At 69.6% G+C, this 12,815-nt stretch carries 16 protein-coding genes; 6 read left to right on the top strand and 10 right to left on the bottom strand.

Features of this window, described 5'->3' with window-relative positions:
• Positions 1-114 precede the first annotated feature (114 nt).
• A complete protein-coding gene (locus Mco01_RS01975) occupies positions 115-774 on the top strand; it encodes a TMEM175 family protein (RefSeq protein ID WP_204055149.1) in 660 nt (219 codons plus the stop codon).
• 54 nt (positions 775-828) lie between these two features.
• Here Mco01_RS01975 and Mco01_RS01970 read toward each other — a convergent pair whose 3' ends face one another.
• Positions 829-1,356, bottom strand: coding sequence for an ester cyclase (locus Mco01_RS01970; RefSeq protein ID WP_204055148.1), 528 nt, complete (start codon positions 1,354-1,356; stop codon positions 829-831).
• 180 nt (positions 1,357-1,536) lie between these two features.
• Complete coding sequence (locus Mco01_RS01965; protein WP_204055147.1) at positions 1,537-2,088, bottom strand: hypothetical protein; 552 nt, start codon at positions 2,086-2,088, stop codon at positions 1,537-1,539.
• Between the two features lie 274 nt (positions 2,089-2,362).
• Here Mco01_RS01965 and Mco01_RS01960 point away from each other — a divergent pair, with 274 nt between their 5' ends.
• Positions 2,363-3,085, top strand: coding sequence for a VOC family protein (locus Mco01_RS01960; RefSeq protein ID WP_204055146.1), 723 nt, complete (start codon positions 2,363-2,365; stop codon positions 3,083-3,085).
• Positions 3,086-3,139: 54 nt separating this feature from the next.
• Here the strand turns inward: Mco01_RS01960 and Mco01_RS01955 are convergent, their stop codons facing one another.
• The 8 genes from Mco01_RS01955 to Mco01_RS01925 form a co-directional block, all read right to left on the bottom strand.
• On the bottom strand, positions 3,140-4,825 hold the full coding sequence (locus Mco01_RS01955) for a hypothetical protein (RefSeq protein WP_204055145.1): 1,686 nt from the start codon (positions 4,823-4,825) through the stop codon (positions 3,140-3,142).
• A gap of 53 nt (positions 4,826-4,878) precedes the next feature.
• Positions 4,879-6,159 carry an RNA polymerase sigma factor gene (locus Mco01_RS01950; protein WP_204055144.1) on the bottom strand — a complete coding sequence of 427 codons (1,281 nt, stop codon included), beginning with the start codon at positions 6,157-6,159 and terminating at the stop codon, positions 4,879-4,881.
• Positions 6,156-6,485: a YciI family protein gene (locus tag Mco01_RS01945; protein WP_204055143.1), complete on the bottom strand. Its 330-nt coding sequence runs from the start codon at positions 6,483-6,485 to the stop codon at positions 6,156-6,158. The genes Mco01_RS01950 and Mco01_RS01945 overlap by 4 nt, the downstream gene beginning before the upstream one ends.
• A 46-nt stretch (positions 6,486-6,531) precedes the next feature.
• Positions 6,532-8,085: an MFS transporter gene (locus tag Mco01_RS01940; protein ID WP_204055142.1), complete on the bottom strand. Its 1,554-nt coding sequence runs from the start codon at positions 8,083-8,085 to the stop codon at positions 6,532-6,534.
• A 204-nt stretch (positions 8,086-8,289) separates the two neighbouring features.
• On the bottom strand, positions 8,290-8,454 hold the full coding sequence (locus tag Mco01_RS38860) for a dihydrofolate reductase family protein (protein WP_239103271.1): 165 nt from the start codon (positions 8,452-8,454) through the stop codon (positions 8,290-8,292).
• Positions 8,454-8,864, bottom strand: coding sequence for a dihydrofolate reductase family protein (locus Mco01_RS01935; RefSeq protein ID WP_239103261.1), 411 nt, complete (start codon positions 8,862-8,864; stop codon positions 8,454-8,456). The genes Mco01_RS38860 and Mco01_RS01935 overlap by 1 nt, the downstream gene beginning before the upstream one ends.
• Before the next feature lie 302 nt (positions 8,865-9,166).
• A complete protein-coding gene (locus Mco01_RS01930; protein WP_204055141.1) occupies positions 9,167-9,928 on the bottom strand; it encodes a globin domain-containing protein in 762 nt (253 codons plus the stop codon).
• A 345-nt stretch (positions 9,929-10,273) separates the two neighbouring features.
• Positions 10,274-10,510 carry a S66 peptidase family protein gene (locus tag Mco01_RS01925; RefSeq protein WP_307825545.1) on the bottom strand — a complete coding sequence of 79 codons (237 nt, stop codon included), beginning with the start codon at positions 10,508-10,510 and terminating at the stop codon, positions 10,274-10,276.
• A 194-nt stretch (positions 10,511-10,704) separates the two neighbouring features.
• Between Mco01_RS01925 and Mco01_RS01920 the strand changes: the two genes are divergently transcribed.
• From Mco01_RS01920 to Mco01_RS01905, 4 genes are all read left to right on the top strand, one after another.
• On the top strand, positions 10,705-10,950 hold the full coding sequence (locus Mco01_RS01920) for a hypothetical protein (RefSeq protein ID WP_169953045.1): 246 nt from the start codon (positions 10,705-10,707) through the stop codon (positions 10,948-10,950).
• Entirely contained in the window at positions 10,947-11,372 is a 426-nt protein-coding gene (locus Mco01_RS01915; protein ID WP_182902976.1) for a type II toxin-antitoxin system VapC family toxin, read from the top strand. Before Mco01_RS01920 ends, Mco01_RS01915 begins: the two co-directional genes overlap by 4 nt.
• Before the next feature lie 263 nt (positions 11,373-11,635).
• Complete coding sequence (locus Mco01_RS01910; RefSeq protein WP_204055139.1) at positions 11,636-11,788, top strand: hypothetical protein; 153 nt, start codon at positions 11,636-11,638, stop codon at positions 11,786-11,788.
• Between the two features lie 842 nt (positions 11,789-12,630).
• A complete protein-coding gene (locus Mco01_RS01905; protein ID WP_204055138.1) occupies positions 12,631-12,810 on the top strand; it encodes a hypothetical protein in 180 nt (59 codons plus the stop codon).
• Positions 12,811-12,815 lie beyond the last annotated feature (5 nt).

Here is a 12,815-nt window from a genome sequence, read left to right as displayed (position 1 = left end):
CCTGTTCCCGTGTCCCGCCGTCCAGCGGATATCCCCGTGTCCAACAGGCCCGGTCGGCATCGGGCTGACTCCGGGCCCATGAGCGCCGCCCGTGTCCGTGGCACACTACGACGCGTGGTGGATCAGGACAGGACCGACGTCCAGGAGAACCCTCACTTCATGGACGAAGAGGACCGGCAGCACGTCCGGGAACGGCTGGTCTTCTTCTCCGACGCCGTGATCGCCATCGCGATGACGCTGCTCGCGCTGGAACTGCCGGTGCCGCACGGCGAGACGAACACCGAGGTCTGGCGCCGGTTCGTGGAGTTGCTGCCCGACGAGTACCTGAACTTCGTGATCAGCTTCGCCGTCATCGCCGCGTTCTGGCTCGCCCACCACCAGTACTTCCGGAAGATCCACGTGGTGGACGCGGCGCTGCGGCGGTACAACCTCGGCTGGCTGTTCCTGATCGTGATCGTGCCGTTCGCCACCCGGGTGGACAACGAGGACGGCCGCTTCGTCCTGGGTCCCGTCCTGTACGCCGTCGTCATCAGCGGGATCGCGTCGCTCCTGGTCCTGATGGCGCGGCACGCGATCCGCGCGCATCTCATGCGCCCGGAGGCGCCTCCGCACGCCATGAGGCGGTTGCTGGTGGGCGCGGGCACGGCGGCGGCGGTGTTCCTGCTCTCGATCCCGGTGAGCTTCGTCAGCACGTCGTGGGCCAAGTACTTCTGGCTGCTCACGATCGTCGCCCCGGCCATCTCGAACCGCCTGCTCACGCGCCGCGCCGCCTGACGCCGTTCGCCGGGAGCCATGCCGCCGCCCGCGCGGGCGGCGGCGCCGGAGAAGTCAACGTCTGCCGAAGATGCCCAGCGTCTTGCGGCGCGGGGTGGAGTGGAACGGGGGATGCGCCGGTCCGGCCGGAGGCGTCTCGTCCACCGTCTCCTGCTTGAGGTCGGTCAGGCCGAAGCCGAGCTGGGTGTAGAGCTCCAGCTGGTCGAAGTACTCACGATGCGTGGTGATCTTGCCGTTCTCGACATAGGTGGAGCAGGTGGCGCGGAGACTCACGTGGCGTCCCGTCGGCCCTATCTCCCGCCCGTCCGGCAGGAGGATGGGCCCCGTGTGGGTGCCGGTGTACGTCCACTCGGTGACCGCGGGGTTGTCGCAGTCGCCGAGCTCGAACCAGGCCGTCGCGTGGAAGTCCGCGAAGGCCGTGAAGAACTGCTCGTAGAACCAGGCGATCTGCTCGTGTCCTTCCGCCACGCCCGACGGCGCCACGTAGACGGCGTCCGGGCTGTAGCAGTCGAGCACACCCTGGATGTCATGAGCGTTGATCGCGTCGCCCAACCGGTGCTTGAGATCCCAATAAGTGGTCATGGGATGCCTTCGGCGCTCGGAACCGACAGTTCCTCCGACTCTACCCAGCGCAGTGCCATCGGCCGGTCCCGCCGGGGTCTCACGCCGCCCAAAAGCCGCCGGCTGCTTCCCTTTTGGGCCATGTGCGGCTGTCCTCCCGCCCAACTGCCGGGACGTCCGGCCGGCCCGCCGGCTCCGCCGTCAGGCGGGCCCGTTCCCGGTCTCGGGCCGGACGGCTTCAGGGATCACCACGAAGGTTCCGTCGTCCTTCCTGTTCATCATGAAGCGGCGGCCCTGTGAGCGCAGCTCTCTCATGAGCGCCGCGCCCTCCGCGGCGTCGAGGTGGAGCACCTCGTCGGACCAGTGGACGATCCGGGTGCGGAGGGACTCGTCCAGCCCGAGCTCGGCGGTCAGGTCACGGCACAGCGCGTCGCAGTCGGCGCCGTTCCTACGGAGCCACCGGTAGAGCCCGCCCGGGCCGATCAGGCAGCTCAGCAGGAAGCAGAGGTTGCGGTTGACGGTCTCGCCGAGCCCCAGGTACAGCCCGTCGGTCCAGTGGAGGTGGTGCGTGAGCGTCGGGGCGATGGTGAAGGTCCCGTGGGGGTCGTGCCGTACGGGCTCCGGCGGGATGAAACCGCACCCCGTGAGCATGCGCCGGGCCTGCTCGTCCTCGTTCAGAACGGCGAGGACATAATGATCTTCACGGATGGTCCGGTTATCCTCGGCTGCCGCGTACGATCTCGCGACCTCCATGACGGCCATGTTCGCTCCGCATCGCGATCCGGACGGCTGGTACGACCAGCGTAGGTCCGAACGTCGCGAACCGCGCGCGGAGCGGGCGCGGTACCCGGGAGCGGCTTCCGCGGGCGAAGGGGGCGCCGCCCGGCCGGTCGTCCGCCTGCCGGCCTGACCGGGTGCCGCCCATATTCCGTGGCGGGTCCCGCGCGCGTGGAGTTAGCTTTCTCCCTGGGCGCGGGGTGTGCCCTTTTCACGGCGGCGAATCAGCAGATCGGAGGTGCGGAGCGAAATGACGTGTCACCTTCGGGCACTCTGCTTCGACGCGCACGACCCCCTCGGCCTCGCGGGCTTCTGGGCCGGCGTCCTGGGCTGGGAGATGAGCGGCGACCCGCAGGACGGCGTCGCGCTCGTGCCGGACGACGACACCGGGTTCCGGATCCGCTTCCTTCCGTCCCAGGAGCAGAAGACCGGCCAGAACCAGATGCACTTCGATCTCACGAGCACGTCCCTTGAGGACCAGCAGCGGACGGTGGCGAGAGCGATCGGGCTCGGAGCCCGGCACATCGATATCGGCCAGCGTCCGGAGGAGGGGCACGTCGTGCTCGCCGATCCCGAGGGCAACGAGTTCTGCGTCACCGAGCCCGGCAACGCGTTCCTGGCCGACTGCCCGTTCATCGGGGCGGTCTCCTGCGACGGTTCGCAGGAGACCGGGTACTTCTGGAGCAAGGCGCTGGGCTGGCCGCTGGTCTGGGACCAGGACCAGGAGACCGCGATCCGCTCGCCGCACGGTGGACCGAAGATCACCTGGGGTGGTCCGCCGTTCGCGCCGAAGACCGGGAAGTACCGGCTGCATTTCGACCTCGCCCCACCCGCCGGCGGTGATCAGCAGGCGGAGGTCGAGCGTCTCCTCTCCCTCGGGGCGACGCGCGTCGACATCGGTCAGGGCGACGTCGAGTGGGTGGTCATGGCCGATCCCGACGGCCACGAGTTCTGCGTCCTGACCTCGCGATAACGGATCCCGGGGAGCCGGCGGACGCGCTGGGGCCGGCGTGAGTGGCGTCGCGGCTCAACCGGCCGGCTGCGGGGGCGGGATGTCCAGGAGCCCGGCGGCCCAGGACAGGGCGGCGGTGAGGCGGCGCCGGCGTTGCTCGAACAGGATCGGGTCCGCGTCGCGCGCCGGGGTGAGCAGGGGCTGTTGCCCGGCGATCAGGGCGGCATGGCCGGCCGCGTGCGGTCCCTGGCCGGCGTCCGGCGCGGGGCCGCCTTCGGCGTGCAGGGCGACGAGCCACAGGTGGTGGTCGAGCCAAGGATCGCCGATCGCCGCCGACGCCCAGTCGGCCAGCACCAGCCGGCCGCCGTGGCACCACACGTTCGCGGCGCGCACATCGCGGTGGATCAGGCGGTCCCCTTCAACGGGCGCCTCTGCGGCCGCGGCGTGCAGCGTGTCCAGGTGGTCGTCCAGCCATCGCCGGGAGCAGACGTGCATGCGCAGCAGGCGTGCGGGGTCGGCGGCGACGGCCTCCCAGGGGTTGGGCCTCGCCCGCAGCACCGGCACGCCGGGCGGCGCGGGCAGCGTGTGCACCTCGTGGAGGAGCTCCCGGGTGGCCGCGACGAGGCCGGGGGTCCACTCGCGGAGCCAGTGCTCCGGCTCCAGCGTCTCCAGGACGAGCATCGGCAGCGGTTCGCGTGTGCTCGCCAGCAGCCGCGGCAGGAACGGCCGGTCGCCCAGCGCCTCGTACACCGCGAGCTCCGTGCCGAGCTCGGCGGCGATCCCGCCCACCTTGACGAAGACCGAACCGCCCCCGGCCCGGTCGGCGATCCGCGCCTGAGATCTGCTGTGCCCGCCCGCGACCGGCCGCAACCCGGCGATCTCGCAGCCGAGTGCGCGGCCGGCCATCTCGGCGATCTCGGCGTCCGTCGACGGCCCTGTGGCCGCGGGCCGGCCGGACACGCGCGACAGCAGCAGTTCGGCCACCCATTCGTTGGCCTGGCGGACCGCCTGCCTGCTGTCCGGGTCGGGACGCCCGAGCGACTCGGTGACCAGGCGCCATATCAGGGCGCGCAGCAACAGTTGGTCGATGTCGTCCTCGCCGGCGAGTTCGTCCAGGATGCCGGGCGACGCCCCGGACCAGGCCAGCAGGTCCACGGCGGCGACCGCCAGCGCATACCCCGCGGGCCGCCGGCTCGGTGAGAAGTCGATCACCGCCGGTGGCTGACCGGGCGCGAACAGCACGTTGCCCGCGATGTCACTGTGCACGAGCTGGTCGGGCAACCGCACCGGCCGGGTGGCGGCCCGCAACTCGTCCACCAGATCCGACAGCTCCGGCGCCAGCTCGACCTCGGCCTGATCCCACGCCACCCGCTCGGCGACCTCCCAACGGCTCCGGCCGCGTCCCAGCCAGCGAGGCGCGGGGACACCGGCCAGGGCGGCGTGGAAGGCCCGGCTGGCCGCGACGAGGTCCGGCCACCGCGCCACCGGCTCCGGCGTGCCCTCGACCGCGGTCCACGCCGCCCACCCGCCGGCGACCCATGAGCCGTCGGCCGCCCGCACCGGCCGCGGCACCCGGAACCCGGGACCGCGCAGATCGGCGAAGACCTCCGCCAGCCACGACGCCACACCGGGATGCCGGGCGGGCTTGAGGACCAGGCCACCGGCCTGCCAGCTGGTGCCACCTCCTCCGGGTAGCCGCCTCGCCGGCCCCGATGTGACCCCGAAGGCCGCGCGCACATCCGGCGGCAGATCGTCGAACACCGGTCCACCCTCCAGACCGCCCCTCCCCGGTGTCAATCGAATTACCACGCCCCTCACTCCGGCTGATCGCCGCGCGGGTCCCCGGCGTCGGACAGCTCGGCGAGCCGGCCGGCCAGGTACTCCCGTTCCGCGGCGTTGCCGGTCAGCTCCAGGGCCGTACGGTATGCGGCCACGGCCTCGTCGTACCGGCCCAGCCGGCGCAGCAGGTCCGCCTTGATCGCCGCGAGGTAGTGGTACCGGGCCAGCCGCGGGTCGCCCTCCAGCGCCGCCACCTCCCGCAGCCCGGTGGCCGCGTCCGTCGCCATGGCCAGTGCCACCGCCCGGTTCAGCTCGACGACCGGGGACGGCCACACCTGACGCAGCGCGTCGTACAGGGTGACGATCTGCGGCCAGTCGGTGTCGTCGTACCGGGCCGCCTCGGCGTGCAGCGCGGCGATCGCGGCCTGCAGGAGGTAGCGGCCGGGACGGCCCAGCCGCATGCCGCGCAGCACCAGCTCCCGCCCCTCCGCGATGGCGGCGCGGTCCCAGCGGGTACGGTCCTGCTCCTCCAGGAGCAGGAGCCGGCCGCTCGCGTCGGTACGGGTGGCCCGCCGGGCGTCGGTGAGCAGCACGAGCGCGAGCAGCCCGGACACCTCCGGCTCGTCGGGCATCAGCGCGTGCAGCGTCCGGCACAGACGCACCGCCCGCTCCACCAGGTCGTCGCGCAGCAGCCGGTCGCCGGAGGGCGCGGTGTGCCCGGTCGTGTAGAGCAGGTGGACGGCCGACAGGACCGCGTCGAGCCGCTCCGGCAGGTCCTTCGCCTTCGGCACCCGGAACGGGATCCGCGCCGCCGCGATCTTCTTCTTGGCGCGGGTGATCCGGGCCGCCATGGTCGCCTCGGAGACCAGGAACGCGCGCGCGACGTCGCCGGTGCCGACCCCGCAGACCAGCCGGAGCGTGAGCGCCACCCGTGCGTCCGGGGCCAGCGCCGGATGGCAGCAGGTGAACACGAGGCGCAGCCGGTCGTCCGGGATGTGGTCGCCGGGATCCGCGGCGGCACCGCCGGTCTCGTCCGGCATTGCGAGCAGCGGCAGCTTCGCCCGCAACACCTGCTCCCGGCGGATCGCGTCCAGGGCCCGGCGCCGGGCGGTGGTGACCAGCCAGGCCGCCGGGTTGTCCGGGGTGCCGTCGCGGGCCCACCCGGCCACGGCCTGCGCGAACGCCTCCTGGACGCACTCCTCCGCCAGGTCGAGGTCGCGGGTGACCCGGGTCGTCGCGGCGAGTATCAGCGCCCAGTGGTCCCGGTGCGCGTCCCCGACGGCCCGGTGGACCCCGCCCGTACCGGCGTCGGTCATCCCAGCAGCGGGCGGATCTCGACGCCGCCGCGCCAGGTCGCCGGGTTCCGTCTGCTGATCTCCAACGCGTGGTCCAGGTCCCGCGCCTCCAGGATGTAGAAGCCCGCGATGACCTCCTTGGCCTCGATGAACGGCCCGTCGGTGACCGTGTCCCCGCGTACCGAGGTAGCCATGGCACTCGAGTGCAGGGCGTACCCGCTCACGATGTGGCCGCCGAGTTCCTCGACGTCGTCGGAGTGGCGCATGTGGGCCTCCATCTCCTCGGCCGGCATGTCGGCGACGTCCGCCGGAGCAGGCGCGTACAGCAGGATCGCGTACTGGGTCATGTCAGTTCCTTTCGTACTGGACTTCTTACTGGATGGATTCGGGGAGCTATTGGACGGATTCCGCGAGCGCCGCTTCGGCCGGCGCGGGATCGGAGGGCGGCTGCCCGAGCGGCGGCAGGTGCCGCAGGACCACGGCCAGCAGGACCGCCGTCGCGAAGAGGATCGCGGCGCTGAGCCCGGCCGCGGTGTGCAGCCCGGCCACGAACGCCTCGTGCGCCGCGGACAGCAGGGCGCGGCCGGCGGGCGCCGGCAGGTGGGATGCCGCCTGCGTGGCACCGGCGATGCTGTCCCGGGCGGCCGGTGGCGCACCGGCCGGGATGCGGGAACGGTACACCACGGTCAGGACGCTGCCGAGCACCGCGACGCCCAGCGCGTACCCGAACTCTCCGGCCGTCTGCCCCAGGGCCGCGGCGGACCCGGCCCGCTCGGGTGGCGCGGCGCCGACGATCAGGTTGGTGCCCAGCGTGACCAGCGGAGCGGTGCCCAGGCAGCTCACCAGGAAGCCGACGATCAGCACCCAGGCGCCGGAGGTGTCGGACCGGGTCATCACGAGGAGGCCGGTGACCGTGATGAGGATCCCCCCGGCGATCAGGAACGCGGGCCGGACCCGGCGGGCCAGCAGCGGCGCGATCTGAAACCCGGCCACGGAGGCTGCCATGCCCGGCGCCAGCGCGAGGCCGGCCCGCAGTGGGGGCAGGCCGTCCACGAGCTGGAAGTACTGCGCGACCAGCACCATCGTGCCGCCGGACAGCGTCGAGTACGCGAGCATGCTGCCCAGCGTGGCGCTGAAGGTACGGCTCGCGAACAGCCGCAGGTCCACCAGCGGGTCGGCGAGCCGGCGCTGGCGCCGCACGAACAGCGCACCGAACGCGAGTCCGGCCGCCAGCAGCAGGGCCGGGGTCACCCCCCAGCCGTCCCGGGCGAAGGACTTCACACCCTGGATCGCGGGGAGGACGGCGGCTAGGGACAGCACGACGCTGCGCAGGTCCAGCCGGCCCGCCGCTTCGTCGCGGTACTCGGGGACCAGCGCCGGCCCGACGGCCAGCAGCAGCGCCATCGCCGGCACTCCCAGCAGGAACACCGACCCCCACCAGAAGCGCTCCAGCATCGCCCCGCCCACGATCGGCCCGATGATCGCGCCCACCGTGAAGCATCCCGCCCAGATCCCGATGGCGCCGGCCTTCTGCCGCGGATCCCGGAACAGGTGGCTGATCAACGCCAGCGTCGACGGCGTGAGCGCGGCCCCCGCGATGCCCAGCAGCGCCCGCAGAGCGATCAGCATGAGCGGGCTGGTGGACCAGGCGGCACCAACGGAGGCGAGGCCGAACACGAGGGCGGCCGCGAGCAGGAGCCGCCGCCGGCCGATGCGGTCGCCGAGGGCGCCCATGGTGACCATTAATCCGGCCACCATGAACCCGTACACGTCCATGATCCACAGCTGTTGGACGCCGGTGGCGTGCAGCGCGCGGCTGAGGTGCGGCAGGGCCAGCAGCATCACGAACATGTCCAGCGACACCAGCAGGGTGGGCAGGGCCAGGACGGCCAGTCCGACCCACTCCCGGGTGCCGGCCCGTTGTGCGCGTCCCTCGTCACTGCTCATGCTCGGTGTCCTCTCCCGCGTTCCGTAGGGCCGGCGCCCGTCCGCCGCGTGGGCGGTGGCGTCCTGCCTCAGAACGTCGTCGTGCGGACACCCCGGAAATCGACAGCCGCCTCACGCGGTCCGGATGTGACCTGCGTCACGGAGAGGATCGTTCGCCGCCCTCCGGGCGACGCGGAAAACCGCGGCACGCTGGGGGGTGGCGTTCTACGACACGGCCTGGCGCGCCACGTGGTAGCGGAGATAGACGACTTTCGAGCTGAAGGTGCGGGTCTCGACGAGTTCGAGATCCACCCGTCGCTCGCGCTGGGGGAAGAACGGAATGCCACCGCCGACCAGCACCGGGTAGACGCGGGCCCGGTACTCGTCGATCAGTCCCGACGCGGCCGCCTCGGCGGCGAGAGTCGCGCCGCCGATCGCGATGTCGCCCGCCCCGGCTCGGCTCGCAACCGCTCGATCTCCTCCGCCAGGCCGCCGGAGGCCAGGCGGGCATTGCCCTGCACCGCCGGCAGCGTGGTGGAGAACACCACCTTCGGGAGCCGCTTCCAGATCGCCGCCCACTCGAGCATCAAGGCGTCGAGGGATGGATCCTGGTCGGCGGTCTCCCAGTACAGCATCGTCTCGTACAGCCGCCGTCCCATCAGGTGCACGCCGACCTCTCGTATCTGGTCGGTGGCGAGGCGAAAGACGTCCTCGTCGGGCGCCGTCCATTCGAAGTCGCCGTCCGGCCCGACGATGTAGCCGTCAAGTGAGACGCTCATCGAGTACGTCACGCTGCGCATCGGAGTCCTCCTTCGTCAATGCGTTCGACAGTACGGCCGCGTGACGTCGGACGGCGAGCCTGCGGTGCAAGAAAGCCCGTGGCAAGGTTCGAGACCTTCCCACGGGCTTCCGGTTCCACCAATCTTCGGCCTGGCTGCGAAGGTCGACAAGGTGTAGGCGTCGAGGCAGTCGACGCTGGTATGAGCGATGAGGGATGTCATTCGGTCATGCTTCAACGATCGAGAGGGTCTGCGACTGCATTACATGCACCCTTGCGGATCCTCCGCTGAGACCACCGGAAGGCGCCGGCCTGGCGTTGTGCTCAGCCGCTGTAGGGAGGGGCCACACCCCAGCCCCAATGCGGTACGGGAGCCTCGCGCACGGGCTCCGCACCCGGCTGTGAATTCGCCAGTGCCAGACGCGTCCCCCACTCGATGTAGCCCGTGAACGCGGCGCGGAACTCAGGATCGGCGGGCAGTCCGACCTCGTCGGCCGCGTCCATCAGCAGGCTGACCCACCGGCGCCGCATGGGTTCGGTGATGGCCTTGCCGAGGTGCATGGAGAGCATGTGCCGGTAGCCGCCCCGCTCGTGGGTGTAACGGGCCGGCCCTCCGAAGACCTCTCCCAGCCACATCGCCACAAAGCGCGGGTGATCAGGATTCATGTGCTTGAACAGGGGCCCGATCAGGTCATCGACCGCGACGAGATCGTAGAACCTCTCCGTGAGCCGTTCGAGCGCCTCGGCGCCGCCCGCCCAGTCGTACAGCGAGGGAATCGAACCGCCCGTACCGCGCACCGCTGTGCGTTCGTAGTGGCTCATCTCCTCGATGTCGTGCACGAACGGACCGATGGCGGCGAAGAACTCCTGGAACAGATCGCTGCGGCGAAACCCTTCCAGGTGATCCTTCGCCGATGTCCACGTGATCCGCAGAATGTAGGACTCGGGCTGTTCGACGCTGCGGGCGAGCTCGTAGTCGGCACACTGCGGAGCGCGTGACAGACAGTCGGCGGCCTTGTGATAGGCCGCCTCGAAGTCCTCGCTCCGCTCGCCGGGAATGCGGTAGCGGATGTACTCGACGATCACCAGTGATCAACTCCGGGCTTCGACACGACTTCCCTGTCAGATCTCGGCCATCCTGCCATGTTTGTAATCAAGTAATCCACGCGCTGACCGAGCCTTCTGCCATAAGTGAACGGGCGCACCGAAGGTGCTCTGCCATTTCCGGTGTGCGAACTCGGACCCGATGTCGGGGTTCCTGCCAGGCGTCGCGAGCGTGCTCCTCGCAGACGGCGTCGATACCCGTAGCCTCGCCGCGTCCCTTGGTCACCTCTCTTGTGTTCCGGCGGAACAGAGACGGAACTGAGGGCCTGAACTGTTGATCGCGCCCCGATCCTGGCCATCTTGGGAATGCGCGGGACCGCGCAGGCTCTACGTGAGTGCCTGTGTGAGTTCGTTGCGGTGTTCGGTGTACACCACGTGGCCGTGAGCGCCGTTGACCAGAGGCATGTACGGCGGGACATGGCCACACTCGACGTCAGCGATGATCGGTACGGCGAGGCCGCCGAGTGCGTCGAGCACCGCCTCATGCTGGGTGAGCGAGTCGATGCCCGGGGCCCGGGTGCGGCCGACGAGCATGGCGTTGGTGAAGAATCCGGCCATCCGCATCCATCGAACCCGCGCTGTCAGCCTTGCCTTTCAAGATCATTTTCCATGAGTTGGGAGAACATCGACCTGCATGTGTGGCGGTCGAGTCACCGTGAGTCCCCGATTGTTCCCGCTGATCGCCGACCGAACGGGCACGCAACGGGCACGCCACCGTGTTCCTGCCGCTAGCGATATCGCGAGCGTAGACTCGGGGCATGAGCGCCGGGCATGCGCATGAGGAGCTTCATCACCTGGTTGACCGGCTGTCGCCGGACCAGGCGGGTCGGTTGCTGCGGTTGGTCAAGACAGACCCGGAACTTGCTGAGGCCGCGAACGAAGATCTGTCGGAACCGGTGCGGCGCCGCCGGCTGTCGATCGCGGGGATTGGCGCGTCCGGAGAGGGCGATCTGTCGGAACGGGTCGAAGATCTGCTGGCGGAGCGATTCAATCGGTCGGTGTGACCGCTACGCTCCTGGACACAGGGCCGCTGATCGCCGTTGTCGATCGCGATGACAAGCACCATGCCTCGTGTGTGCGTCTCCTTGAGCAGTTGGAAGGGCCGTTGCTCCTTCCTTCGACCATCCTTATCGAGGCCGGTTGGACGATCAACAGGCATATGGGACCGGTCGTACATGCGCAGTTCCTTGATCTCGTCACGGAGGAGTTCGAGCTGGTCGATCTGCTTGCCGCTGACGTACGACGTATGGCCGAACTCGTCCGGCTTTACAAAGATGCTCGTCTCGACCCTGCCGATGTGTCCGTGGTCGCAATCGCCGAGCGTCTGGGAATCACACAGATCGCGACGATCGACCGGCGTGATTTCGGCCTGATCCGGCCGCGGCATGTGGCGGCGTTCAGGCTGCTGCCGGAAGTGCTCGCTTAGATCTTGGAGCGGGCGACGGGAATCGAACCCGCGCTGTCAGCTCGGGAAAGGCGTTGATCACGTCTTGTCGGGCCGCTGACCTGGGTCTAGGACCGGTCACGAGTGACCGTGGTTGCCCCCTCGTTCCCCTGTCTCATCGCACGCTGATTGCACGACGGCAGGAGCAGGGACGCAGGTTAAGGCTGGTCGGCCTTGTAGTCGAAGTACACGGTGAGGCTCGGCCAAGGGCCTTCGGCTGTGATCTCTGTATGCATGATCAGGTCATGGACCTCGACGTCTCCAAGGTCCTCGATGCTGTCCGCGACCCTACGGAGAAGCGCCGGTACATCTCCTTGCTGATGGCCCTTCGGGTTCGCCGGGGAGAAGTGGTGCATGGTCCAGGTGATTCGCTCGGACACGTCCCGGCCTTTCTCTGATCATTATGCTGTATCGCAGCATAGAGAGCACGAGGCCTCGCGCCTCCCGCCCTTGCCTCAGCCAGCGCCACGATGATCAGGCCCTTGGCGGTCACCCCGGAGCCAGAGTGCCCCCGCTGGAGGCGTAGATCGCCGCTGTACCTGCTGATTTCATAGGCGCCGCTGCTGCATCTTGCGGGTACGCGAAGGTCGGCGTGCCGGCTGTCCCGGCCCTACTCAGCGGGGTCCGGCGAATCGCCTTTGCCGGATCGCGCACCCGATGATCACCAGACCGAAGAGAATGAGTGCGATGGTCTTGAGCCACTCAGTTGAGCCGTCAGGCCAACATGCCCTGCCGTCTACGTAGATGACGGGGACACGGTCCCCGACGTGTGTCTTGGGGTTCAGGTCGTCGGTGTCCACATCGGGGGACTCGGAGCCGCCCGTCGCTTGAAACAGACTCGCCGGTCCAGCCGCATGCCTTGCGACAGTCGCTTGTCTCGATCGTCAACGTGCCGCGGATTCCATCATCATTTGCTGCCTGTGGGGCAGGCCCAAGCCATCCGATGCCGAAGATGACAAAAGAAGACTGAAGAGTACAAGTATGGTCGCGCACCCGGTGCCGATTCCAGCTTCCGCCTTGTCGGCGGGACCCGGGTGAGGCACGAGCCGAAGGTACACGAGAAAGCTGCAGCCCTGAACGGGTAGTTGCCCCCGTCCCGCTTCTCCGCCTCGATGAACGGGTCCACGCTCACCGGTCTCCCGCACGAAGAAAGCCGTCTTAGATTCAGACGATCAACGCAACGCTGCCAGTGGATGGATGGACTGTGGCTCGGATGGGTCGGCCGGGAATGTCGGACGCGATGAAAGAAGACTTGTGGCGGCGGTGGCGCGCCGGTGACTCCATCAGCGTGATCTCCCGGGCACTGGGCAAGCCCCCGGGGTCGGTCTTCACGGTGCTGAAGCACCATGGCGGCATCGCGCCGGGCGAGCGGGTGCGCCGGGCCGACCATTTGAGCGCCGAGGACCGGGAATCGGGATGACAGCG

The organism is Microbispora corallina (assembly GCF_016863035.1).
GTDB classification, from domain to species: domain Bacteria; phylum Actinomycetota; class Actinomycetes; order Streptosporangiales; family Streptosporangiaceae; genus Microbispora; species Microbispora corallina.
The sequence above is the reverse complement of the archived record's forward strand: the minus strand, read 5'-3'. Positions and strand labels throughout refer to the sequence as shown.

Excerpts from the sequence above, each read along its gene's own strand:
- Mco01_RS01970 (WP_204055148.1), bottom strand. The coding sequence starts at position 1,356 with ATGACCACTTATTGGGATCTCAAGCACCGGTTGGGCGACGCGATCAAC.
- Mco01_RS01965 (WP_204055147.1), bottom strand. The coding sequence starts at position 2,088 with ATGGAGGTCGCGAGATCGTACGCGGCAGCCGAGGATAACCGGACCATC.
- Mco01_RS01960 (WP_204055146.1), top strand. The coding sequence starts at position 2,363 with ATGACGTGTCACCTTCGGGCACTCTGCTTCGACGCGCACGACCCCCTC.
- Mco01_RS01950 (WP_204055144.1), bottom strand. The coding sequence starts at position 6,159 with ATGACCGACGCCGGTACGGGCGGGGTCCACCGGGCCGTCGGGGACGCG.
- Mco01_RS01945 (WP_204055143.1), bottom strand. The coding sequence starts at position 6,485 with ATGACCCAGTACGCGATCCTGCTGTACGCGCCTGCTCCGGCGGACGTC.
- Mco01_RS01940 (WP_204055142.1), bottom strand. The coding sequence starts at position 8,085 with ATGAGCAGTGACGAGGGACGCGCACAACGGGCCGGCACCCGGGAGTGG.
- Mco01_RS01935 (WP_239103261.1), bottom strand. The coding sequence starts at position 8,864 with ATGCGCAGCGTGACGTACTCGATGAGCGTCTCACTTGACGGCTACATC.
- Mco01_RS01925 (WP_307825545.1), bottom strand. The coding sequence starts at position 10,510 with ATGCGGATGGCCGGATTCTTCACCAACGCCATGCTCGTCGGCCGCACC.
- Mco01_RS01920 (WP_169953045.1), top strand. The coding sequence starts at position 10,705 with ATGAGCGCCGGGCATGCGCATGAGGAGCTTCATCACCTGGTTGACCGG.
- Mco01_RS01910 (WP_204055139.1), top strand. The coding sequence starts at position 11,636 with ATGGACCTCGACGTCTCCAAGGTCCTCGATGCTGTCCGCGACCCTACG.
- Mco01_RS01905 (WP_204055138.1), top strand. The coding sequence starts at position 12,631 with ATGAAAGAAGACTTGTGGCGGCGGTGGCGCGCCGGTGACTCCATCAGC.